At 70.9% G+C, this 24,436-nt stretch carries 9 protein-coding genes; 1 reads left to right on the forward strand and 8 read right to left on the reverse strand.

Features of this window, described 5'->3' with window-relative positions; all coding sequences use genetic code 11:
* Positions 1–28 precede the first annotated feature (28 nt).
* Genes QHF83_RS33735 through QHF83_RS33765 form a run of 7 tightly spaced genes read right to left on the reverse strand, consistent with a single transcriptional unit; the run spans position 29 to position 23,484 of the window.
* Positions 29–1,987: a RiPP maturation radical SAM C-methyltransferase gene (locus tag QHF83_RS33735; RefSeq protein WP_282422128.1), complete on the reverse strand. Its 1,959-nt coding sequence runs from the start codon at positions 1,985–1,987 to the stop codon at positions 29–31.
* A 44-nt stretch (positions 1,988–2,031) separates the two neighbouring features.
* Positions 2,032–3,591 carry an amino acid adenylation domain-containing protein gene (locus tag QHF83_RS33740; protein WP_282422129.1) on the reverse strand — a complete coding sequence of 520 codons (1,560 nt, stop codon included), beginning with the start codon at positions 3,589–3,591 and terminating at the stop codon, positions 2,032–2,034.
* Positions 3,588–5,153 carry an amino acid adenylation domain-containing protein gene (locus QHF83_RS33745; RefSeq protein WP_282422130.1) on the reverse strand — a complete coding sequence of 522 codons (1,566 nt, stop codon included), beginning with the start codon at positions 5,151–5,153 and terminating at the stop codon, positions 3,588–3,590. Before QHF83_RS33745 ends, QHF83_RS33740 begins: the two co-directional genes overlap by 4 nt.
* On the reverse strand, positions 5,150–16,045 hold the full coding sequence (locus QHF83_RS33750; protein ID WP_282422131.1) for a non-ribosomal peptide synthetase: 10,896 nt from the start codon (positions 16,043–16,045) through the stop codon (positions 5,150–5,152). The genes QHF83_RS33745 and QHF83_RS33750 overlap by 4 nt, the downstream gene beginning before the upstream one ends.
* Before the next feature lie 6 nt (positions 16,046–16,051).
* The gene (locus QHF83_RS33755) at positions 16,052–22,084 is read right to left on the reverse strand and encodes a condensation domain-containing protein (protein ID WP_282422132.1); all 6,033 of its coding nucleotides are present in this window, start codon (positions 22,082–22,084) and stop codon (positions 16,052–16,054) included.
* A gap of 50 nt (positions 22,085–22,134) precedes the next feature.
* Positions 22,135–23,235 (reverse strand): inosamine-phosphate amidinotransferase 1, encoded by a 1,101-nt coding sequence (locus QHF83_RS33760; protein ID WP_282422133.1) that lies wholly within the window; start codon positions 23,233–23,235, stop codon positions 22,135–22,137.
* Positions 23,236–23,265: 30 nt separating this feature from the next.
* On the reverse strand, positions 23,266–23,484 hold the full coding sequence (locus QHF83_RS33765) for an MbtH family protein (RefSeq protein WP_282422134.1): 219 nt from the start codon (positions 23,482–23,484) through the stop codon (positions 23,266–23,268).
* Between the two features lie 212 nt (positions 23,485–23,696).
* Between QHF83_RS33765 and QHF83_RS33770 the strand changes: the two genes are divergently transcribed.
* Positions 23,697–24,053, forward strand: coding sequence for a hypothetical protein (locus QHF83_RS33770; protein WP_282422135.1), 357 nt, complete (start codon positions 23,697–23,699; stop codon positions 24,051–24,053).
* A 192-nt stretch (positions 24,054–24,245) separates the two neighbouring features.
* Here the strand turns inward: QHF83_RS33770 and QHF83_RS33775 are convergent, their stop codons facing one another.
* A complete protein-coding gene (locus tag QHF83_RS33775; protein ID WP_282422136.1) occupies positions 24,246–24,407 on the reverse strand; it encodes a hypothetical protein in 162 nt (53 codons plus the stop codon).
* Positions 24,408–24,436: the final 29 nt, after the last annotated feature.

Below are 24,436 nucleotides of genomic sequence, written 5' to 3' on the forward strand. Positions count from 1 at the left end.
CCCTCGTCATCCGTGCGGAAACAAAGATTCATCCCGTCCGCTTGTGCGCCTCTCGCGGGAGGCGCTTGACGGGGGGCTTCGGCGAAGGCGCGCTCGGCGCGACCTTTCGGCCAAGGCGCGGCGCCCGGGGCAGGACCAGGCTCACGTAGAGGTCCCCTTCCTGGAAGAGCATTCGGCCGTCGACGAGCGCGGAGACCGTCGCCTCGGCCTCGGGCGTGCGCCCGAGATGACCCACGACGGTCGAGAGTCGAAGGGGTTTTTCGAATGCTTGCAGCGCCTTCAGGCCGAGCTCGCCGACATCACGCTCGACCACCTCGCCGAAGCGCGAATCCCGGATGACCGTGGGCCGCCCTTCCTCCGCCAGGAAATGCAGGTCCGGCGGGGCGCACCCGGGGGCGTGCGAATCGCGCCACGCGTCGACCCGCGCGCGGACCTTGTCGAGCCAGCTCACCATGTCCACGAAATACTCGGCCTCGAAATTGCGGTCGACGAAGTAATAGGCCATCTCGAAGATGTCCTCCTGCGGGAACGGATAAACGAGCTCGTAGAAATCGAAGGGGTGCAGATCGAGCTCGTACTCCTCGGCTTGCGTGAAATAAGGGCTGAACCTGTCGAAGCGTACGGGGTACGTGCCCGTGGGCGAAGGCAGGTGCACGAGCGACGGCAGGTCGCGCACGTATTTCTCGTACGTGTCCGCCGTCTCGCCCGGGAAACCGATGAGCAGGTTCCATTGCGGCTGCACCCCGTGGAGGGCGCAGTGCTTGAGGAGGCGGATGTTCTGGAACGACGTCGTTCCCTTGCGCATGAGCTTCAAGGTGGAGGTCGCGAGCGACTCCACGCCCGGCTGCACGGCCAGGACGCGCCCCTTCGCGAGCATCTCGATGTCCCGCTCGGTGAGGTTCGATTTCACCTCGTAGAACAGGTCCACGTCGGGCGGCACCTCGAGCTTGGCCACCACCTCATCGATGTAACTCTCCGGCAGGATGTTGTCGACGCTGTGGAAGGCCTTGCATTTCGAGGCGTACCGGCGCAAGAGCGAATGGATGAGGTCCAGCGCGAGCTCGGACTTCATCGAGCGGTACGCCATCGACGCCCCGTTCAGCCCGCAGAACGTGCAGTGGGCGCGCTCGCCCCACCAGCACCCCCGCGACGTCTCGAAGTAGAGCACCGTTTCCGTCGGGCGATCCGGGAAGTTCTTCTCCAGCGCCGCGAAGAAATCGTCGTAATCGAGCGCGACCGGCACGTCGATGGGGAGCTCCGCGCCGGCGGGGGCGACGTTGTTGCCGAGCGCCACGGGGCCGTCCTTCTCGCGCGTGTGGTTCTTCTTCGTGAACACGCCGTCGAGGCGCTCGTTCTTCGCCGCCTCGCCGCGCATGTGGTTCTCGACGAACTGCGGGAAATTGATGAGCGCCGGGCCGGAGAAGACGTAATCGATCTGCGGGGTGTTCTTCACGATCACCCGGCCCATGGGATGCTCGCAGTTCGCGCCGCCCATCACGGTGACGATGGTGGGGTCGAGCTCCTTGAGCTTCCGCGCCATCGCCATGCTCGCCGCGTTCTGCGAGAACATGGACGTGAGCCCCACGATCCGAGCCCCTTTCAGGTCGTAGGTCTCCGCGAGCTCGGAGAGGAACGCGTCGAGCCCCCGGCGCTTGGCGAGGAGCGTCCGGAGCACCGACGCGGTGCGCGGCGTGGGGTGCGCGAAATAACGCGTCGTGTACTCCTCGGTGTTGTCGGGCGCCTCCGGGAACGCCGCCTGCCGGAAGAACCACTCCCCCGTCCCCGCCGTGTGATGCTCCATCGAGCCCACCACCGCCTGGTACACGTCGTGACCGAGGTAATTGCAGAGGTCCTGGTTGAAATAGAGCACATCCACCCGCACGCGGTCGCCGAACTGCTCTTCGAGTCGACTCCGGAGCTGCGTGAGCGCGATGGACGGCGCGTGAATCCCCGCAAACGGCATGTTGAGCAGGCTGATTCGATACATCGTTTCTTCTCCTGATTCCCCGCACCCCGCCTCCAGGCGGCTCTTCAATCGAAATCACCGCGGCTCAACGCTGGCCGGTCCACCTTTCCCCCGAGGCCGATCGGCAGGCGCGAGAGAAAGACGATCCTCGTCGGGAGCATGTAATCGGGCAGCCGCGCCGCGACGTGCTCGCGCAGCGCGGCCTCGTCGGCGCCTTCCTTCGCGTCTACGTCTACGTACGCGACGAGCCGCTTCATGGCCCCCTCCCCCCGCACCACCACCGCCGCGTCCACCACCGCCGTGTGCTCGCGCAGCACACCCTCGATTTCACCGGGCTCGACGCGAAACCCGCGAATCTTGATCTGATCGTCGGCGCGTCCGAGGAACTCGAGCGCGCCATCCGGCAACACGCGGACGATGTCTCCCGTCCGATACATGCGGCCGCCTGGCTCCGCGCCGAAAGGGTCGGGCAAGAACCGCGACGCCGTGAGCCCCGGGGCGCCCTGGTAGCCGCGCGCGAGGCCCTCTCCACCGAGGTAGAGCTCCCCAGGCGTGCCCACGGGCACAGGCCCGAGGTGCCCATCGAGCACATGGAGCCGGAGGCCGCGCACCGCGTGCCCGATCGGCACCCGCGTCGCCCCCGGCGCGAGCGAGCGGACCTCGTGCATCGCGGCGATCGCCGTGCTCTCCGCGGGGCCATACGCGTTGACGAGCAGCTCCGGCGGATCCGCGGACAGCACCCGCAGGGCCCGCGCGGGATCGGCCGCTTCGCCGCCGAAGAGCATGTACTTCAGGCTCGCGAAGGCCCCGGGCAGCTCGTCCGCGAACCTGTGAAACAGCGCCGTGGTCAGGAGCATGGCCGTCACCCCGTGCGCGAAGAGCTGCTCCGGCAACTCGGGCGACAGCACCGTGTCCCGATCGAAGACCACGAGGGTGGCGCCGTTCAGGAGGGCGCCCCAGATCTCCCACGTCGCCGCGTCGAACGACACGCTGGAGACATGCGCCACGACGTCCCCGGGGCCCAGCATGAACAGGCCGTGGCGCGCGAGCCGCAACACACCGCGGTGCGTGACCATGACGCCCTTGGGGCGTCCCGTGGAGCCGGACGTGTAGACGACGTACGCGAGGCGCTCGCCCCCCGCGACGCAGCCCGGCGCCTCGTCCTGGGGCCCCGCCGGGAGCTGCTCGAGCGCCGCGATCTCCGCGCCGAGATCCACGAAGGCCACGCGCGCGCCCCCCAGACGCTCGTGCCCCGACGCACCCCCGAGCAGGAGGCGAGCGCCCGCGTCCTCGAGCATGTACCCGAGCCGTTCGTCCGGGTACGAGGGGTCGAGCGGCACGTAGGCCGAGCCAGCCTTCACGACGGCCACGACGCCGATGACCAGCGCGCTCGACCGCGCGAGACAAACGCCGATACGCGCCTCGTCCGCGACGCCGAGCGCGCGCAGTCGGTGGGCGAGTCGGTTCGTGATCCGGTCGAGAGCGGCGTACGTGTAGACGCGATCCCCATCCACGAGGGCGACGGCGTCGGGGCGTTCGCGCGCCCGGGCCGCGAGGATCTCGCCGAGCGGCGCGCCGCGCGGCAAGTCCACCCACGCCTCGTCCCAGCGCGTCTCGGGGCTCATGCGGACGTCCCCCCCGCCTCGCCCCGGCGGAGCGCAGCGCGGTCCACCTTCCCGTTCGGGGAGACGGGCAGCCGCGGAAGGACCGTGATCGTCGAGGGGTGCATGGCTTCGGGCAGCCGTCCCTTCAGGTGCTCGCGCAGCCCGCGCTCCTCGGCCCCGCCCGGCGCGCCCACGTACGCGACGAGCCGCTTGGTCATGCCCTCCTCCCGCACGAGGACGACGGCGTCGACCACCGCGGGGTGCTCGCGCAGGACGGCCTCGATCTCGCCGAGCTCGATCCGCACCCCGCGGAGTTTCACCTGATCGTCGACGCGCCCCAGAAACTCGAGCGCGCCGGAAGGCAATTGCCGCACGATATCCCCTGAGCGGTACATGCGGTGGCCCGGCTCGGCGGAGAACGGGTCCGGCAAGAAGCGCGCTGCCGTGAGGCCCGGAGCGCCCTGGTATCCGCGGGCGAGCCCGACCCCACCGACGTAAAGCTCCCCGGGTTCGCCATCGCCCACCCGCGCGAGGTCCTTGTCCAGCACGTGGAGCGTGATCCCTCGGACCGCGTGTCCGATCGGCACCCGCGTGGCTCCCGGTTCGAGCGAGCCTACCTCGTGCATCGCGCAGATGACCGTGGTCTCGGTCGGGCCGTAGACGTTCACGAGGCGCTCGGGCGGATCGCTCGCCAGCACGCGCGCGAGCCGCGCCGGATCCGCCGCCTCGCCGCCGAAGATCACGTACCGCAACGAGGAGAACGCGTTTGGCAGCTCGTCCGCGAAGTAGTTGAACAGCGCCGTGGGGAGCGTCAGGCTCGTCACGCCGTGCGCGAAGAGCGTATGCGGCAGCGTCGGTGACATCACCCTCGGGCGATCGATGATCACCAGCGCGGCGCCGCTGAGCAAGGTCGGCCAGATCTCCCACGTCGATCCGTCGAAGGATGCGTTGATCACCTGCGTCGCCACGTCCTCCGGGCCGAATTCGAACAGGCCGTGGTCGACGAGCCGCAGGACGCCCCGGTGCGTGATCATCACCCGTTTGGGCCGGCCTGTCGAACCGGAGGTGTACATGACATAGGCGAGGCGCTCGCCGCCTTCGACGCCGCCCGGCGCCTGGTCGTCAGGGGACGGCCCGAGACCCTCGAGCTCCCGAAGCTCGACGTCGAGATCCACGCCGCGCGCGCGCTCGCCGCCGAGGCGCGCGAGCTCCTGGGCGCGACCGAGCAAGAGCGCGCATCCCGCGTCCTCGCACATGTACCGGAGCCGATCGTCCGGGTACGAAGGGTCGAGCGGCACGTAGGCGCCGCCAGCCTTCACCACGGCCATGAGTGCAATCACCAGAGCGCTCGAGCGCTCGAGGCAGATGCCGACCCGCGCCTCGTCGACCACGCCCCGCGCGCGAAGCCTGTGGGCGAGCCGGTTCGCGAGCCGGTCGAGTTCGACGTAGGTGTAGACCTGCTCGCCATGCACCAGCGCCACGGAATCGGGGCGCGCGTGCGCACGGGCCGCGAGGACCTCGCCGAGCGACGTGCCCAGCGCGAGCCCCATGCGCGTCTCGTCCCAGGGCTTTGCGGCGCTCATGGTTTGCTCCGCCGGGGCGGGCGCACCAGGCGCTTGATCCCCGTCGCCTGCGTCTTGTCTTTTTCTCCGTCCGGCGGCGCGCCGTCGCCTTCGAGGAATTTCCGCGCGTACTCGGCGACCGTCGGCGCCTCGAAGAGGCTGCGCAGCGGGACGTTCCTGCCGAACGCCTTGCGGATCCGGGAGATGGCCTGGGTCGCGAGGAGCGAGTGGCCGCCGAGCTCGAAGAAATTGTCATGGACGCCGATGCTCCCGCGCTCGAGAACCTCGGCCCAGATTCGCGCCAGCGCCTCCTCCTTCGGGCTGCGGGGCGCCACGGCCTCCGTGGGGACGGCGGCGGACGTGGGATCCGGCAGGGCAGCTCGATCGACCTTGCCGCCCGGCGAGAGCGGCAGCCGATCGAGCAGCACGACGGCGGCGGGCTGCATGTACTCGGGGAGCCGCGCGCGGAGGTGGTCGCGCAGGGCACGCTCCTCCAGCGGGTCTTTCGCCTCCACGTAGGCCACGAGCCGTTTGTCCGCGCCCTGCCCCTTCACGACGACGATCGCGCCCGCGACGCCCGAGAGCTCGCGAAGCACGGCCTCGATCTCGCCAGGCTCGATGCGGAAGCCGCGGATCTTCACCTGGTCGTCGGCACGCCCGAGGAAGTCGAGGGAGCCCTCGACGTTCCAGCGCACGAGGTCGCCGGTGCGGTACATGCGCCCGCCGGGCGCGGCCGAGAAGGGATCGGGGACGAAGCGCGCGGCCGTCAGGCGTGAATTTCCGTGGTAGCCACGCGCGATGGCGTCGCCGGCCACGAAGAGCTCTCCGGCCACGCCCGGAGGGACCGGGTCGCCGTGAGCATCGAGCACGTAGAGGCGCAGGTTGCCGACGCCGCGGCCGATGGGGACGGCGGCGGCGTCGGCGGCGAGCGCGCGCACCTCGTGCGTGGCCGAGAACGTCACGCATTCGGTGGGGCCGTACCCGTTGATCACCCGCCCCTGCCCTCCTTCGACGAACGCGCGCCGCACGCGCGTCGCGTCGAGCGCCTCTCCGCCGACGAGCAGGTGCTCGACCGAAGCGAACGTGTCCGGCGCCTCGTCGACGCAGCGGTTGAAGAGCGCAGCCGTCACGAACATCGCGGTCACACGGCGGGCGCGCAGGGCCGCGCCGAGCTCGCCGAGGACGTCGTCGCGATGGAGGACGGCGAGGCGCGCGCCGCTCAGCAGTGCGCCCCAGAGCTCCCAGGTGGCGGCGTCGAAGGAGACGTTGGAGATGTGGGCCATGACGTCGTCGGGTCCGAGGGGCGCGAAGCCGCTGTTGACGGCGATGCGCAGGACGCCGCGGTGCGGGACCATCACGCCCTTGGGCCGGCCGGTCGAGCCCGAGGTGTACATGACGTAGGCGAGGGCCTCGCCGCCCGAGGCCACGCCAGGATCCTGGTCATGGGCGCCCGGATCCATGTGCACGATCCGCGCGAGCTCGTCGTCGGCGGAGAGGGGCGCGCAGGAGGTGCCCTCGAATCGCTGGAGGGCATCGTTGCTGCAAAGCAGCCGGCGGCAGCCGGCGTCTTGGAGCATGTAGTGGAGGCGTTCGTCCGGGTACGTCGGGTCGAGGGGGACGTAGGCCGCGCCCGCCTTGAGGATGGCGAGGACCGTGACGACGAAGGCGGTGGAGCGTTCGAGACAGACACCCACGCGCTCTTCCTGCGCGACGCCGAGCGCGAGGAGGCGGTGTGCGAGGCGGTTCGTCCGGCGTTCGAGCTCGCCGTAGGTCAGCGTCTGCTCGCCTTCCAGGATGGCAATCGCATCCTGGTGCTTCCGTGCCTCCGCGGAGAAGACGGCGCCGACCGCTGTGTCGCGCGGGTAGTCCGCGTCGGTCTCGTTCCACTCGAAGAGGACGCGCCGGCGCTCCTCCGCGGACATGAGCTCGATGTCCCCGATCTGCGTCGAGGGGCTCCGCGCGATGGCTTCGAGCAGGCGCACGTACCGCTCGGCCATCCGGGCGGCGGAGGAGCGCTCGAAGAGGTCGGCGTTGTACTCGATCCGCCCGAGGAGCCCCTCCGGATCCTGCGTCAGCTCGAGGGTCAGATCCACCTTCGCCGTGTCGTGCTGCACGTCGAGCGGCCGCGCGGACAAACCCGCGAGCCCCAGCGGCGATGGGCGCTGGAGGGTGAACATCGCCTGATAGAGCGGCGTTCGGCCGAGATCACGCGCCGGGGCGAGCTCCTCGACGAGCCGCTCGAAGGGCAGATCCTGATGGTCGTACGCGGCGAGCGTCGTCTCCCTGACCCTCTCGAGCACATCGAGAAAGCTCAGGTTTTTCGCCAGGCTCGTCCGCAGCACGATCGTGTTGACGAAGAAGCCGATGAGCGGCTCGATGTCGACGTGGCTCCGCCCAGCGGCCGGCGCGCCCACCGCGATGTCCTCTTGCCCCGTATGTCGGTAGAGGAGCGTGTAGAACGCGGCGAGTAGCAGCATGAAATCGGTCGCGCCGCGGGCGCGGGCGAGCGCGCGGAGTTGCTCCCCGAGCGGCTGCGGGATCCGGAACGCGAGGTGCCCTCCCGCGTACGAGTAGCTCCGTCCGCGCGGATGATCGGCAGGTAGCTCGAGCACGGGCGGCGTGGGGCCGAGCTGCTGCTTCCAGTACGCGAGGAGCTTTTCGAGCGTGGCCCCGTCGAGCTGGGTCCGCTGAAAGGCCGCGAAATCGGCGACCTGGATGCGCAGCGGCGGAAGCGGCGAGGGCGCTCCGCGCGCGAACGCCTCGTAGAGGACCTCCATCTCGTGGAAGAGCACGCCGATCGACCAGCCGTCGGCCACGATGTGGTGCATCGAGAGGACGAGGGCGTGCTCCTCGGCGCCGAGGCGCACGAGGGCGCCGCGGAAGAGCGGGCCGCGGCTCAGGTCGAAGGGGCGCCGAGCCTCCTCGGCGAGCAGGGCCGCGAGGGCGTCCTCGCGCTCGGGACCCTCGACGTCGAGGAGATCGTGCACCGAAAGGTCGATGGGCTCGGGGGGCCCGATCACCTGGAAGGGGCGCCCGCCCACCGAGGGGAAGGTGGTGCGCAGCGCCTCGTGGCGCGCGAGGATCTCGGTGAGGCTCCGCCGCAGCGCCTCCTCGTGCAAAGGCCCCTCGAGGCGGTAGGCCGCGACGACGTGATACGCGCGCGACGCTGTCTCCGCCATGCGGCTCAAGAACCATAACCGCTGCTGCGCGAAGGAGAGCGGGAGGTCGCCCTCACGCGAGGCGCAGGGGATGGGCCCTGCGTCGCCGAGGCGCATCCTGCCGCGCGCCGACTCGACCTGCCTGGCGACGGCCGCGATCGTACGCCCGACGAAGAGGTCGCGCAGCGGCAGGTCCACCTGGAAGACCGCGCGGACGCGGGAGACGACGCGCGCGGCGAGCAGCGAATGCCCGCCGAGCTCGAAGAAGTCGTCGTGGATGCCGACGTCGCCCCGCCCGAGCACGTCGGACCAGATGCCGAGGAGCGCCTCCTCGACGGGGCTCACCGGGCCCGCGGCCTTCGTCGAGGCTCCCTCACGCGTCGGCTCGGCGAGCGCGGACCGATCCACCTTTCCGCCTGGCGAGAGCGGCAGCCGCTCGAGCACCACCACCGCCGACGGCTGCATGTACTCGGGCAAACGCGCCCTCGAGCGCTCCCGGAGCGCACGCTCGTCCACCCCGCCCGGCGCCGCCACGTAGGCGACCAGCCGTTTGTCCGCGCCCTCGCCCTTCACCAGCACGACGGCGTCCGTCACGCCGTCGTGCTCGCGCAGGACCGCCTCGATCTCGCCCCGCTCGATGCGGAAGCCGCGGATCTTCACCTGTCCGTCGGCGCGGCCCACGAACTCCAGCGCGCCTTCGCCGTTCCAGCGCACGATGTCGCCCGTGCGGTACATCCGGCTGCCGGCGTGGCGAGAGAACGGGTCGGGGACGAGCTTCGACGCGGTCATCGCCGGGCTGTTCGCATACCCGCGCGAAAGACCATCGCCGGCCACGTAGAGCTCCCCGGGCACACCCACTGGCACGGGATTCAGATCCCGATCGAGCACGTAGAGGCGCAGGTTGCCGACGCCGCGGCCGATGGGCACGGAGGTGGCTCCCTCGGCGAGCGCGCGCGCCTCGTGCGTGGCCGAGAACGTCACGCATTCGGTGGGGCCATAGCCGTTGATCACCCGCCGTTGCCCACCCTCGGTGAGCGCGCGCCGCACGCGCGTCACGTCGAGCGCCTCGCCGCCCACCAGCGTGTGCTCGACCGACGCGAAGGTCGCCGGCGCCTCGTCCACGCAGCGGTTGAAGAGCGCCGCCGTCACGAACATCGCCGTCACGCCCCGCGCCCGCAGCGTCGCGCCCAGGTCGCCGAGCACCTCGTCCTGGTCGAGGACCGCGAGCCGCGCTCCGTTCAAGAGCGCGCCCCAGATCTCCCACGTCGCCGCGTCGAACGACACGTTCGACAGGTGGGCCATCACGTCGTCGCGGCCGAGCGGCGCGAAGCCGCTGTTGACCGCGATCCGCATGACGCCCCGGTGCGGGATCATCACCCCCTTCGGCCGGCCCGTCGAACCCGAGGTGTACATCACGTAGGCGAGCGCATCGCCGCCCCACGCCACGCCGGGATCCTCGTCGTGGTTCTCCGGATCCAGGCGCGCGACCCTGTCGAGCTCGTCCTCCACGCAGAGCAGCGCCAAGCCCGTGCCCCCGAGGCGCCCGAGCTCCGCGCGCCGCCCGAGGAGGTGCCGGCATCCAGCGTCCTCGAGCATGTACCGCAGCCGTTCGTCCGGGTACGCGGGGTCGAGCGGGACGTACGCCGCGCCGGCTTTCAGGATTCCGAGCACCGAGACCACGAAATCCGTCGAGCGCTCGAGCCACACGCCCACGCGCGCTTCACGCCCCACCCCGAGCGAGAGCAGCCGGTGCGCGAGCCGGTTTGCCCGCACCTCCAGCTCGCCGTACGAAAGCGTCCGATCCCCGTGCGTGATGGCCGTCGCATGCGGGTGCTTGCGCGCCTCGGCCGAAAACACGGCGCCGAGGGCCGCGTCGCGCGGATACTCCGCGTCGGTCTGGTTCCATTCGACCAGCACCCGCCTGCGCTCCTCCTCCGACACCAGCGCGAGGTCACAGACCCTCGACCCCGGCGACGCGGCGAGCGCGGCGAGCGCGCGGGCGAGGTGGCCGAGGATCGCCTCGCCAAACCCCTCGCCGAGCCGCCCGACGTCGTAGATCGCCCGCAGAGAGAGCTCCTCTCCGGGCAGGACGGCGATGGTCAGCGGGTAGTTCGTCCGCTCGCGCGAGGACACGTCGACGACACGCAAGCCCGTCGTCTCGTCCAGGAAGGACCGATCGAGCGGGTAGTTTTCGAAGACGAACAGGACCTCGAAGAGCCCGCCCCCCGCGCCGCAGGAGCGCTGAACGTGCGCGAGCGCGTCGTGCTCGTGTTGCCCGAGGCGCTGCGCCGCCTCGTGCGTTGCCGCGAGCAAGGCGGAGACGGGCGCGTCGGCGCGCCACGACAGGCGCAGCGGCAGCGTGTTGATGAACAGGCCCACCATCGCCTCGACGCCCGCGAGCTCGTAGGGGCGCCCCGCGACGGTCACGCCGAAGATCACGTCGTTCGTCCCGAGATACCGGCCGAGCACGAGGGCGAGCGCGGCCTCGGCGATCGTGTTCGTCGTGACGTGCTCGCGCTGCGCGAGGGCCTTGATCGTGGCCGTCGCGCGCGCGTCGAGCGTGGCCTCGGCCTCGCGGATCCCCCCGCCCGGCGCGGCGGTGGAGGCGGCCGGCAAGCGCGCCCCCGCGTCGAAGCCGTCGAGGGCCTCGCGCCAGTAGAGCTCGGAGAAGGCGGGCCGCTTCTGCAGCCAGTCGATGAAATCGCGGTAGGGCCGGACCTCGGGCCGCGGCGGTGACGCGCCGGCGCCGAGGCTCCGGTACACGTCGAAGAGCTGGTTGACGACCAGCGAGACCGACCAGCCATCGAGCAGGACATGGTGGAAGGTGAAGGCCAGCGCGAAGCGCGCGTCCTCGAGCTCGGCGCACAGGACCCGGATCGGCGGCGCGCGGAACGGATGGACCGCCGCCCGCTCCTCGGCGAGGAGCGCGGAGAGCGCGGCGCCCGTCGCGCGCAGATCGACGGCGCGCACGGGAGGAACGAAGCCCCGCACGACCACCTGGAGCGCCTCGCCTGCGTTGTCGCGGACGAACTGCGTACGGAGCGCGGGGTGGCGCGCGGCGACCTCCCCGAGAGCGGCCTCGAGGCGGGTCCGATCGACAGGGCCCGCGAGCTCGAAGCAGATCTGCTCCATGTAGAGCTGCTCGCCGCGCTCGTCGCGCTCGTGGAAGAGCAGGCCCTCCTGCGTGCTCGTCAGGGGATACGCGTCCTCGACGCGATCGGCGCCGCCGAAGAGGGTGCTCGCGAGCTCGTCCGAGAGCCTGGACCGCCCCGATCGGGACAGCGGCAGGCAATGGGCCGCGAGGGTGCAGAGCTCCTCGAGGTACGAGGCCGCGAGGCGCTCGACGGTCGCGCGGGCGTGCCGCTCCTCGCTGTATTGCCACTCGACCCGCAGCTTGCCGCCCCGGATCACGCAGACGACGTCGAACAGGTGGGGGCTCTGCCCTTCCCCTGCGATCGCCGCCTCGCGGATCTCGTCGACGAGCGCGAACGTCGAAGGGCCGAACGTCGCGTCGGAGCGCCCGAGGTAGTTGAAGCTCACGGCCGGGCTGGCGGCGAGCTCGGCCGCGATGGCCGGGTCGTCGCGCAGGTGGCGGAGCAAGCCGTAGCCGATCCCTCCACGCGGGACGGCGCCGAGCCGGGCACGCGTCTGCTGGATGTCCTCGCCCGGATCGCCGCCCTCCGAGGCCACGAGGGCGACAGGCGCGATCGTGGTGAACCAGCCGATGGTGCGGGAGACGTCGAGGCCCTCGTCGAGATCCTCGCGGCCATGGCGCTCGAGCGACACGGACAGGGCGCGGCGGCCCGACCAGCGGCAGACCGCGCGGGCGAACGCGGCGAGGAGCAGATCGAGCGGGCGTGTGTCGTACGCGCCGTTCGCCCGCGCCGCGAGCACCTCGGTGGTGTCCGCGTCGAGCTCGACCGAGACCACCCGGCGGCCCGCGAGCGTGCCGACGCCGCCCACGAAGTCGACGGGCAGATCGGGCTCGACGACCTGCTCGCGCCAGTATGCTCGTTCGGCAAGGAGGGCGTCCTGCCGGGCGAGCGCCGAGAGCGCCTCGCCCCACCGCTTCCACGAGGTGACCTCGGGCGGCAAACGGACGGGCGCGCCGCCCTCGAGCTGCTGGCAGGCGCGCTCGAGGTCCGAGAGCAGGATCCCCCAGGAGACGACGTCGATCGCGAGGTGGTGAACGCTGAGCAGCAGCCGATCGGGCCGGCCGGATCCCAGGCACGCCCGCGCCGCCGCGAGCAACGGGCCGGCGCCGATGTCGAGCGTCGCGGCGAGCGCGCGGGCCTCGTCCCGCAGGGCACGATCCACGTCCGTCGCGGCGGAGAGATCGATGTCGCGCACGACGGGCGGCTCGGTCGTCTCGACACACGCCTGCGTCCATGCGCCGTCGTCCGCTCGGCGGAAGCGCAGCCGCAGCGCGCCGTGGTGGGCGACGACGGCGGCGAGGGCACGCGTGAGCACGTCGGCGGAGAGGGGCCGGCCGAGCTCGAAGAGGAAGGTCTGCGTGAAGTGATGGACGTTCGACAGGCCGAGATCGAAGAACCAGCGCTGGATGGGCGTGAGGGGGACCGGGCCCGTGGCGCTTGCCTGCGTGGCCTCCGGGGCGACCTCGCTCCCGGCGAGTGCGGCGGCGAGCGCGCCGATGGTCGGGTGCTTGAAGAGCAGCCGCGGGGTGAGCGGGACGCCGGCCTCGCGCGCGCGGCCGACGACGCGCAGGCTGATGATCGAGTCTCCGCCGAGCGCGAAAAAGTTGTCGTCGATGCCCACCGCGGGCACGCCGAGTAGCTCCGCCCAGAGCGCGCAGAGGGTCCGCTCGACGTCGGTCCGGGGAGCCGTGGGCTCGCGCGGGGCCAGACGCGCGACGGGCAAGGCCGCGCGATCGACCTTGCCGTTCGGCGTGAGCGGGAGTTCGTCGAGCACGACGAAACTCGCGGGCACCATGTAATCGGGCAGGTGCTCGGCGAGGAAGGCGCGCAGCGCCTCGGGCTCGACCCGAGCGTCGGACGTATCGCAGGCGGCGTAGGCGCAGAGCCGCTTGTGGTCGTCCTCGACGACCACGGTCACGACCGCGTCGCGCACGGCGGGGTGGCGGCGCAGGGCCTCCTCGATCTCTCCGGGTTCGATGCGGAAGCCGCGGATCTTCACCTGCCGGTCGACGCGCCCGACGAACACGAGGTCGCCGCTCGGGCCGCGCCGCACGACGTCGCCGGTGCGGTAGAGCCGCCCGCCCGGCGGGCCGAAGGGGTTCGGCAGGAAGCGCTCGGCCGTGAGCCCGGGCCGCGCGTGATACCCACGCGCGAGCCCGTCGCCGCCGATGTACAGCTCGCCCGCGACGCCCGTGGGAACGGGACAGAGAAGGCGGTCGAGCACGTACACGGTGGTGTTGGCGAGGGGCCGCCCGATGGGGACCACGTCGGTGATGTCCTCGGCGCGCGTGACCTCGTGCGAGGAGGCGTAGATCGTGGACTCGGCGGGGCCGTACATGTGCACGAGGTGCCTGGGTTTGCCCACCTCGAGCAGGCGGCGTACGCGCGCCGGATCGGCCTTCTCCGCGCCGAAGAGGAGATACGACAGCCCGCCGAGCGCCTCGGGCGCGGCATCCACGGCGTAGTTGAACAGGGCCGTGGTGAGGAGCATCGCGGTGATGCCATGTCGCGTGATCCCCGCGACGAGCTCGCGCGGAGACAGCACGGTGTCCTTTGGAAAAACCACCACGCGCGCCCCGTGCGAGAGCGCGCTCCAGATCTCCCAGATGGCCGCGTCGAAGCAGACGTTGGAGATGTGGGCCACCCGATCCGTGGACGAGAGCGGGGCGTACCGAGCGTCCCAGAACGTACGCATGAGGGCGCGGTGCTCGAGCAGCACGCCCTTGGGTTTGCCCGTGGAGCCGGAGGTGTAGACGACGAGGGCCAGATCACGCCCGCTGCACGGGACGAAGAGCGGCTCATCCCCGCTGTCCGGCGCCGCCATCGAGGCCTCGAGGTCCAGGATCGGAACCTCGACACCACGGAGGCGCTCGCGGAGCGCCGCCACCGTGAGCAGGGCAGCGCTGCCGGTGTCGCGCACCATCAGCTCGATGCGCTCGTCCGGGTAGCCCGGATCGATCGGCACGTACGCCGCGCCGACCTTCACGATCCCGAGGACGCCCGCGATGAACGCCGCCGAGCGCTCGCCGCACAGCGCGACGCGCGCCCCTCGCTCGACGCCCATGCGCACGAGAGCACGCGCGACGCGGTCGGCCCGCCGATCGAGCTCCGCGTAGGTGACGGTCACGTCGCCGTCGATCACCGCCACGGCGTCGGGGCGCTCGCGGGCCTGCGCCTCGAAGAGGCGGTGGATGCCGCGGTCTTCGGGCAACGGTGCCCCGGTGGTGTTCCAGGCCTCGAGGTCGCGTAGCTCGGCCGCGGAGAGATACCCGAGCTCGCCCAGGCGCGCCTCGGGGCGACGCGTGATGTCTTCGAGGAGGTTTCCGAGGTGCGCGAGGAGGCGATCGACGAACGGCGCGTCGAACCGCTCGGTGTCGTAGCTCAGCCGCAGCGCGAGGCGTGAGCCCGGCATGATCACGAGCGTGAGGGGGTAGTTCGTCTGGTCGTGCCCCCAGAGGTCCTCGACGCGCACGCGGCCGAGATCGGCGAGCGCCCCGTCGGTGCGGTAATTCTCGAAGACGACCAGGCTATCGAAGAGCGCGCGCCCGCCGCCGACGTCGCTCCATTTCTGGATCTGGGCGAGGCTCGTGTGGTCGTAGCCCCAGTGCTCGAGCATCTGCGCCTGGATCGCGCCGAACAACGAGAGGGCGGACGCGCCCGGATCCAGCCGGACCCGGAGCGGCAACGTGTTGATGAAGAGGCCGAGCATCTCCTCGGCGCCAGGGAGATCGGTCGGTCGATTGGCGACCGTCACGCCGAAGACGACGTCGTCCCGGTGGGAGTAGCTCCCGACGAGCAGGGCCCACGCGCCCTGGATGAGGGTGCTCGGCGTGACCTTGCTCCGGCGGGCGAGCTCGGCGAGGGCCGCGGTCGTCTCCTCGGCGAGGTGGTGGATCCGGTCGCTGCGGCGCGTCCCGCCGAGCCCGGCCTGCGGTTCCGGCGCTCGGCCGCGCGGCGCGCCGCCGTCGATCTCGTTGGGGCTTTCGAAGCCGGCGAGGCGGCGGCGCCAGAAGTCCGCGACGTCGGTCGACCTCGAACGCAGGTGCGCGATGTAGTCGCGATAGGGACGGCTCTCGGGCCAGGCGGGCTCCCGGCCGTCGCAGAGCGCCTCGTAGGCGCCGAGCACCCGGCGGAGCAGCAGAAACCCCGACCAGCCGTCGAGCAGGAGGTGATGGAAGGAGACGACGAGCCGCGCGCGGTCGTCCGCGAGTTCGCAAAGGAGGAGCCGCAGGGGGGGCTCCTCCATGAGGGCGAAGGGGCTCGCCCGATCGGCCTCGAGCAGCGCCGCGATGCGCGCCTCCTGCTCCGCGGCGGAGAGACTCCGGAGGTCCTCGCGCACGAGCGCCGGGCTCGAGGTGCCGAGCACCACCTGGACAGGCTCGTCGAGCCCCTCCCACGCGAAGACGGTCCGGAGCACCGGATACTGCGCGGCCGCTTGTTGCCACGCCCGCTCCAGCATCGCGGGCTCTTGCGGGCCCCGCAGGGTGCACGCGAGCTGCACGAAATAGCCCTGCTTCCCGCCGTCGTAGACGTCGTGGAAGAGCATCCCCTGCTGCATGGGCGAGAGCGGGTAGATGTCGACGATGTCCGCGCCGTTCATACGCAATCAGGCTCCCGGCTTCTTGATCCTGGAAACGATGCGATCGAGCTGCGCCTGGCTGAGCGCGGCGAGGGGAAAGTCTGCAGGGCGCTTGCGGCGCTGCGTGGAGGACGAGGCCGCTGCGACGAGCTCGCGGACCACGGCGAGGTGGTCTTCGGCCAGGGTCCGGACCGTGCGCTCGTCGTGCACACGCGCGCTGTACGTCCACCGCGCGCGGAGGCGGCCGGCGGTGACGAACGTGTCGAGCTCGAGGAGGTGCCTGCGCGGTCCGCCCGAACGGCGCAGCGCGACCGCCTCGATTGGATCGGCAAACGTGAGCAGAGACACGCCAGCAGGCGCATCGAAGCGGCCCACGAAGTTGAAGCTCACCTCCGGCTCGCCGCGCTCCGCGATGGCCGCGCCGAGCTCCGGATCTCGCGCGAGGTATCGGAGCGCGCCGTAGCCGATCCCTCCATCCGGCACGCGGGCCGCCTCGGCTTCGACCCGCGCGAGCACCTCCAGCAGATCCTTCGTCCCCGACACGTCGAGCCGCCGGGGGTACATCGCGGTGAACCATCCGAGGGTACGCGAGAGATCGAGGTCCGGATCGATGTCGGCCCGGCCGTGCCCCTCGACGGAGACGGAGTGCGCTCGAGCGGACGTCCAGCGCGAGAGCGCGACGCCGAGCGCGGCGAGCAAGAGCTCCGCGGGGCGCGTCCCGTTCGTCGCTGGTAGCCCTGTCGTGAGCACGTTCGTCGTGGATTCGTCGAGCGTGACGGAGAGAACCCGCGCGTCCTCGGCGAGGTTGTCGCCCTCGTGATCCCGCGGCAACCGCGCGGGGGCGAGCTGCGCGATCCAGTGGGCGCGTTGGCTGCGCGTGGCCTCGCTCTCCGCGTAGGTCACCAGGCGCTCTCCCCACGCGGCGACGGAGACGGGGGGGGCGTAGAGCTCGACGGCGGCGCCGCGGAGCGCTTGCTCGCATCCGAACTGCAGGTCCTCGAGCAACGTGCGCAGCGAGACGACGTCCGCGACGAGGTGATGGACGACGAGCAAAACATGGGGGCGCGCCGCCTCCCCGTGCTCCCAGAGTACGGCCCGCAAGAGGGGACCACGCGCGAGGTGCAGCCGCGGCTCGAGCCGGTCGCGCGCGGCGGCGACGGCCGCCACGGCCTCGGCATCGGAGCCCGCGGGCAGGTGGACGACGTCGAGGAGGTTCTCACCCGAGCGCGGCGGGGAGATCCGCTGCTCCACGCCCGCGGGAAGCACCAGGAAGCGCGCACGCAGGGCTTCGTGCGTCCGCACCAGGGCCTCGAGCACCGCGCGCAGGACGGGCGCGCGCACGGCAGGATCGAGCCGGAGGAGGAGCTCGTACTGAAAGTGAGCCGGCGCCGCCGGCGGTCGCTCGAAGAACCATCGCTGGATCGGCAGCAGCGGCGCAGCGACGGCCTGCGTCGACGCCTGCGCGCGCGGGGCGGAGCGCTTGCTGCGCGCCACCTTGGCGAGCTTCTCGACGGTGTGGTGCTCGAAGATCTGGCTGTTCGTGATGACGAGCCCGGCGCGTCCGGCACGGGCGATGATCTGGAAGGACAGGATGGAGTCGCCGCCGAGGTCGAAGAAATCGTCGCGGAGACCCACCCGCGGCACCTGGAGGACTTCGGCCCAGATGCGCGCGAGGATGCGCTCCTCCTCGGTGCGGGGCGCGTCATCCGCGGGGGGAGCCGAGCGCTCGGGCGCGGGCAACGCGCTTCTGTCGAGCGCTCCTGCGGCCGTCAGGGGCAGGGCGTCGAGGGCGACGACGGCCTCGGGCACGCGGTGCTCGGGCAGCGCGCCGCGTACGGAGGCGAGCAGCGCGGGCTCGTCGATCGCCCGGCCCGGCTGCGGCACGACCCAGGCGAGCAAGCGTGGACGCTGGGCCTTTCCTGCGACGTCTCCGCTCTCGCGCGCGGCCACGACCGCCGCGACGCCCTCCGACGCATCGAGGAGCAGCGACTCGATTTCCATGGCGTCGAGCCATTCGCCTCGGATGCGACCTCCCCGATCGACGCGGCCGAGCAGCCGCAGTGTCCCCTGCCCCGTTGCAGTGGCACGGAGCCTCGTGCCTACCCGCGGCAGGTTCCCGACGCGGATCGCGAGCTCCCCGGGCACCCCCGGGGGGACCTCGTGGCCGGCGCGGTCCACGATCGCCGCGCGCCGTCCGCCGACGGCATGGCACGCGGGCGCTCGCGCTCCGCTCGACCAGACGAGCGCGACCCCGGCGAACGCGGTCTCGGGGGGGCCGACGAGGGATACGAGCTCCCAGGCGAGCCCGGGCGGCGGTCGGAGCGTGAGGGGCTCGACGTACGTGAAGACGCGTCGGAGCGCGCACGGAGGGAGCGAGGGCGAAAGGAGACCAAGCGCGTGCGCGGCAGGGGCATGGAGGGCGGTGACGCCTTCAGCGACGATCCAGTCGCGCAGCCGAGCGCCCCCCTGGCGCGCGCCTTCCGGCGCGAAGTGGAGGCACGTCCCCGCGGCGAGGCTCCACGCGACCGCGTGCAGGAGGGTGCGTTCGTCCAGCACGAGCCCGACGTGCTCACCTTCGGCGGGCGCGAGGCGCTCGTCACGCGCGAGGCCCGCGAGCGCGGCATGGGGCACGGCAACCATGCACCCGGGGGAGACCTCGTGAAAGAACGCGGGATCGCCGGGGCGCACCTCGTCGGCGAGCGGCGCGTCAGGCTCGCGCAGGGCCAGAGCCTCGGCGTCGGCGACCCGGAGGACGGGAAAACCCTCCACGCGGCGCGCTGGGCCGGGCTCCAGGATGACGATCGCGCCTGACTGGCCGAGGAGCCTGCCGAGGCGCGCGCCGTCCGTGCTCGCCTCGATGGGCAGGGTGGCCGCGCCGGTCGCCAGGATGGCAAGGAGAGCGACGACCGTTTCCATCGTCCCCTCGAGCCACAGCGCGACCACGGCGCCGGGACGCGCGCCGGCACTGCGGAGATGGCGGGCCAGGCGGCGGGCACGCTGGTCGAGCTCCGCGCGGCTCATCCGCCGGGTATCCTCGACGAGCGCGATCGCGTCGGGGGCGCGGTGGGCGATGGCGGTGAGCGCGGCGTGGAGGGATGGCGCAGCGGGCGCCTGGTCTTCCTGCGTGGCGGGCGCCTCCGGGGCGGGGGCGCCCCAGGGGAGGACATCCACAGGAGAGGCTGCGTGCTCGGGCATCCGCGCGAGGAGCTGCTCGAAGTGGGCGAGCAGGGCCTCGACCGCGGGCGGCGGCAGGCGTCGGGCATCGAACAGCGCGCGCAGCACGATGGCGCCGTCCGGGAGCACGATCATGTTGAGCGGGTAGTTGGTGCGCTCGAGGGTCCGGACGTTCGAGATGTCGAGCTCTGGATGCGACAGGCGCTCCGGGAGGTGATCGAAGACGAGGATGTGTTCGAACAGCGAGCGCGCGGAGGCCACGCCGCAAAGAGCGCCGATACGGGCGAGCGAGCTTGCCTCGTGATCCCGAAGCGAGAGGATCTGGCCGTGGAGCCGCGAGAGAAACGCGGAGAGGGGCTCGTCGCCGCGCAACATGACCCGCAGGGGCAACGTGTTGAGGAGGTTGCCTACCAGGTTGTCGACGCCGGTCACGGGGGCGGATCGGCCCGAGACGGTCAGGCCGAAAACGACGTCGGTCTCGTGGGCGTAGCAGCTGAGCAGGATCGCCCAGGCGGCGGTGAGCACCGTGTTCAGGGGGACGCGCTCCCGCCGGGCGAAGGCACGGATCTCGGCCTCGACGGCGGCCGGCACGACGCGCGTGCGCACCTCGTCACGGCGCGGAGCGGCGGAGGCGGGCTGCTCGATGCCGAGGGTCGTCGGGCCGGCGAGACCGAAGAGCGCCTCGCGCCAGTAGGCTTCCGAGGTGCCCGCGGACCTCTGCCACGCCACGAAGGCACGGAACGACGGAGGCGGGGCGAGGGTGAGCCTGACCTTGCGCCGCCGGGCGTCGTAGTGACGGAGGAGCTCCTCGAACAGGAGGGGGCTACTGTATTCGTCGAGGATCAGGTGGTGGAAGCTCCAGAAGAGCGTGTGAGCTCGCTCTGCCCAGCGGATGAGCGCCACACGAAAGAGCGGCGCCTCGCGTGGATCGAAGCCCTGCCGGCGGTCTTCGTCGCAGAGCTCCGACAGCCTGCGCGGGCGTTCGGCCGGATCGATGTGGCGCTCGTCGAGCAGGCGGAACGGCACGGCGGCGGAGGCGTGCTCGACCTGCACGGGCTCGCCCAGGTTCTCCCAGGCGAACGCGGTGCGGAGCGGGGCGTGGCGCGACGCGAGGTCGCCGCACGCCTGGGCGAACGCCTCGGCGTCGAGATCGCCGGCGATGTCGCCGAGCCATTGCACCACGTATTCGCCGGACCCCGGGTGCATGAGGGTATGGTGCAAGATGCCGAGCTGCATCGGCGTGAGGGGGTAGACGTCCCCGCGCGAGGCCGTCGTCCTGGCGTCCGCCCGCTGCGCGACGCGCACCATTTCCCGTGTGTTCTCCAGGAACGACTGGACGAGCGCCTCGACGGTCTCGCGCCGGTGTAGCTCCGTGCCGTAGCGGAGGTAGCCCTGGAGCTTGCCGTTGAAGACACGAGCCTCCACCTCGAAGTGGTAGAGGCGCGCATCGACTGGGGCGCGCGCCTCTCCCGCGGGCTCGGCCGTGAGACGCAGGAGCGAGGAGTCCTTGAGGACGTGATCCCACTGGCCGAGGTAATTGAAACTGACCTCGGCTCGGGGAATCGCGGCGAGCGACCGAGCGGCGGCCTCGTCCCCGCTCAGGTAGCGCAGGAGGCCGAAGCCGATGCCGTGGCGGGGGATGCGCGAGAGCGCCTCGTGCACGGCCCCGACGGCACTGCCGCAATCCGAGGCCGGGAGCCCGACGCACACCGGGAAGACCGTCGTGAACCAACCGACGGTGCGTGAGAGATCGACGTCGGGGAAGAGATCCTCGCGTCCGTGGCCCTCGACGTTGACGAGCAACGTCGTCTGGCCGCTCCACGCGCGAAGCGCGAGGAAAAGCGCCGCGAGGAGCAGCTCGTTGATCTTGGCTCCGTGAAAGGCCGCGGCCTCCCTCAGCAACCCGCCCGTGATCTCTTCGTCGAGCTCGAAGGTGATGGCCTCGGACGCCTCGACCGTGTTCCTGCTCCCAGGACCATCCACGGGCAGGGGCGCGATCGCGTCCCAGGGGTGCTGCTGCCAGAACGACAGCTCCCGCAAGAGCTCGGGGGACCGTGCGTGCTGCTCGAGCCGCCTTGCCCACGCCTGGAACGACGTCGTCCGCGGCGGTAGCCTCACGGGCTCTCCGCTTCGAAGCTGCCTGTAGGCGCGTTCGAGGTCCGTCAGGATCACGTTCCAGGACACTCCATCGACCACCACGTGATGGACGGCGATGAAGAGCATCTGCCGGCCGGTGCCCAGGTCGAAGAGCGCGGCGCGGATGCGCGGGCCCCGGTCGAGCGCGAAACTCGCCTGGAGGGCGTCGATGGCCCGCGCGCGTGCCTTCCGCTGCGCGTCCTCGGGGAGGGACGAGAGATCGATGCGCTCGACCCGCGGCGCCTCCTGCGAGGGATCGTGGCTCTGAACGACCTCGCTCCCCTGCCCTTCATAACGCATGCGCAGGGCGTCGTGGTGCGCGGCCACGTGCGCGAATGCATGCTCGAGTTGCTCGCGGTCGAGCGGCTCGAGCGGCTCGAGCACATACGCCTGGTTCCAGTGATGAGGGGCGGACAGGCCGAGCCCGAAGAAGAGACGCTGGACGGGCGTGAGGGGGACAGGGCCGGCCTGGGGAGCCTCCTCGGCGGGGCTCTTCGCGCGGCGAACGACGGGCGAAAGCGCAGCGATGGTCCCGTGGCGCATGAGCTCCACCGGGCTGAAGATCAATCCCTCCTGCGCCGCCTTGCCGGCGATGTGGATGCTCAGGATGGAGTCGCCGCCAATCTCGTAGAAATTATCGTGCACGCCGACGTGCTTCAGCCCGAGCGTCTCGGCCCAGATTCGCGCGAGGAGCGGCTCGATCGGCTCGCCTTCGTCCTGCTTGCTCTCGATCCGCTGCGCGTCCGCCATCGTGGCTCTTCTCTCTGCGGCCCTGCCGAGGCCGCCCCGCGCGATTCGATTCAAAAATACGAAGCGAGCTCCCCGCGGCGCCGCACGTCGAGGGTGGCGCAGTGGAAGGAGCCGCCGAAGGGCGTGTAGCTCGCGAAATTGCAGGGAATGGGCTCCAGGCCGAAGTCCCGGAGCGCTTTGATCGTCGGCTCCTGCCTCCGCTCCACGAGCACCCGCTTCTCGTCGAGCATCAGGACGTTGATGTTCATCCAGATGCTGACCGGGCTCCTCTGCTGCGCCTCCGATACGACGGGCGGCGGCGCCTCGAGGATATCCCACTTCCTGACGAACGCTGGCAGCTTGTCGACGTCGATGAAATGGGGGTTCACGAGCAGCTTCCCCGGGGCGAGCGGCATGAACGTGGTGTCGATGTGCATCGCCTGCTTGCACTTGACCTCGAGCTCGTGCACGCGATAACCCTCGCCGAGGTGCCTCCGCAGCCACTCGATGCCGGCGCGGTTCGTGACGTGGCTGCGCTGGGCGAAGATGTCGCGCCCGCACCGGACGAAGTCCGCCGCGTCGAACACGGGCTCATGCTCGGTCGTCACGAACCCGATCGTGCCCGGCTTGGCGAGCCGGGGGGCGTCAGGCGCGTAAAGCGCGTCGTCGAGCACGGGTTTCGGCGCCGCGACCCAGCGCGCGCCGCGCCGGAAGTACTCGCGGAGCAGAGCGCGGTAGGGCTGCGCCTCGAAGAAACGCCCACGATCGGCCATGGGCGCCTCGATCATCTGGTCGCCCACGACCAGGAAGACGTCCCGCGGATTGGCCGCGCAGAATCCGCCACCCACGTGCCACGATGGAGTCTGGAATGGGGCGGAAAAGTCGAACGGCCCCGGCCGCCGCACCGTCACGCCTTCGCCTTCGAGGATGTGGACGAGCTCGTCGAGGCACCGCTGGGCGGCGAGGATCTGCTCGTCGGGGATGGGGATCGCCTCCTCGCCGACCAGATCGAGCATCGCATGGAGCTCGTGCGCGTCGGGTGGGATCGTCGCCCGGGTGATGAGGTGCCACGACGGGAACATGGCCCCGTCGACGTGCCCAACGATCACCTCTTCGAGGGGATCCCACTCATTGTGGGAATTGACGGGCCGCTCCGGCAGCCCCTCCTTCATTGAAGGCGCATGCACATCAAAGCCCTGCGTTCACGGCGCCCCAGAGCCCATTTTTTCGCGCAAGCTGCGTGGACGCATGTCCGTCCACACCTGCTCGATGTGCTCGAGGCACTCCTGCTTGGTGCCTGTCTTGCCCGCGTCGCGCCACCCGAGGGGGTTCTCGCGCGACGCAGGCCAGATGGAATACTGCTCTTCGTGATTGACGACGACCTTATAAATCGTCGCGTCGTTGTCCTCGGACTGGGACATGCCTGACCCCTATCTGTCCACCCCGCGAGACGTGGATGTCCCCACGGCACAATAGGAATTACAGAACCTCGACCAGGGCGTCAAGGAATCTCGGACAGCTTCCGTTCGTGCGATCCAGGTCACCGCGCCATCTGAACGGGGACGCGTGCGTCGAGCGCGACAGGTGTCACTCGGGTGTGAGATTTCGTACTCGTGGAACGCGAGCCTTCTCCATGCGATTGCTCAGCATGCCGATCGCGCTGTACGACCGGCGCTCGAAGACGATCGCGTCCGTCCGCTGGGTCGATACCGAGCACCACCTCGTCGCGCTGGGGGTCACGCGGGCAATCATCAGGAGCTTCCTCGAACGCAAGTTTCGGCCCGTCGTGGTGGTAGACACGTTTCGTCGAGGCAAGCTGAAGGCGTTCGTCGAGGAGCTCACGACCGAGCCCGGCGCGAGCCATCGAATCGTGTCGCTGTACGCCGAGGACGACACGCTCCTCGCGCGCGTGGACTGCCGTCCGTCGAACGAGTTTCGGGAGCCCAAGGTATCGCTGCTGCTCAATGCCGAGATCCGGAAAAACCGTTAAGATCTTGAAGAGCTGATCGACACGACGCACCTCTCGCCTGCCGAGGTGGCGTCGCGCATACTCGACGCCCTGCGGAGGCCCGAATGAAGCTCGATGTCCTCGATCCACCGTCGAGCGCCCACCGCCCCCGCTGATGCGACCGCCGCCCACCGGACCCACGGTGCTTTCGTCGCCTATGGGGGCGGCGCAGGTTCAGAGCTTTTGGGGTGCGCCGGCTTCCGGGGCAGCATTGCCCGCGATTCCCTTCCCGTGGCCCTTCCCGGGCCCGCCGCCAGCCGTGCCGTTCACCTTCCTTGTAAGGTCGAGCGCGACCTGCCGTGCGCCGATGTCGCCGGCGATGAGGAGCGCGTCCACGTCGCACCGCGTTTCATGACGATGGGGTC

Origin of the sequence: Polyangium sp. 15x6, from assembly GCF_029960785.1 — a bacterium.
Taxonomy (GTDB): Bacteria; Myxococcota_A; Polyangia; order Polyangiales; family Polyangiaceae; genus Polyangium.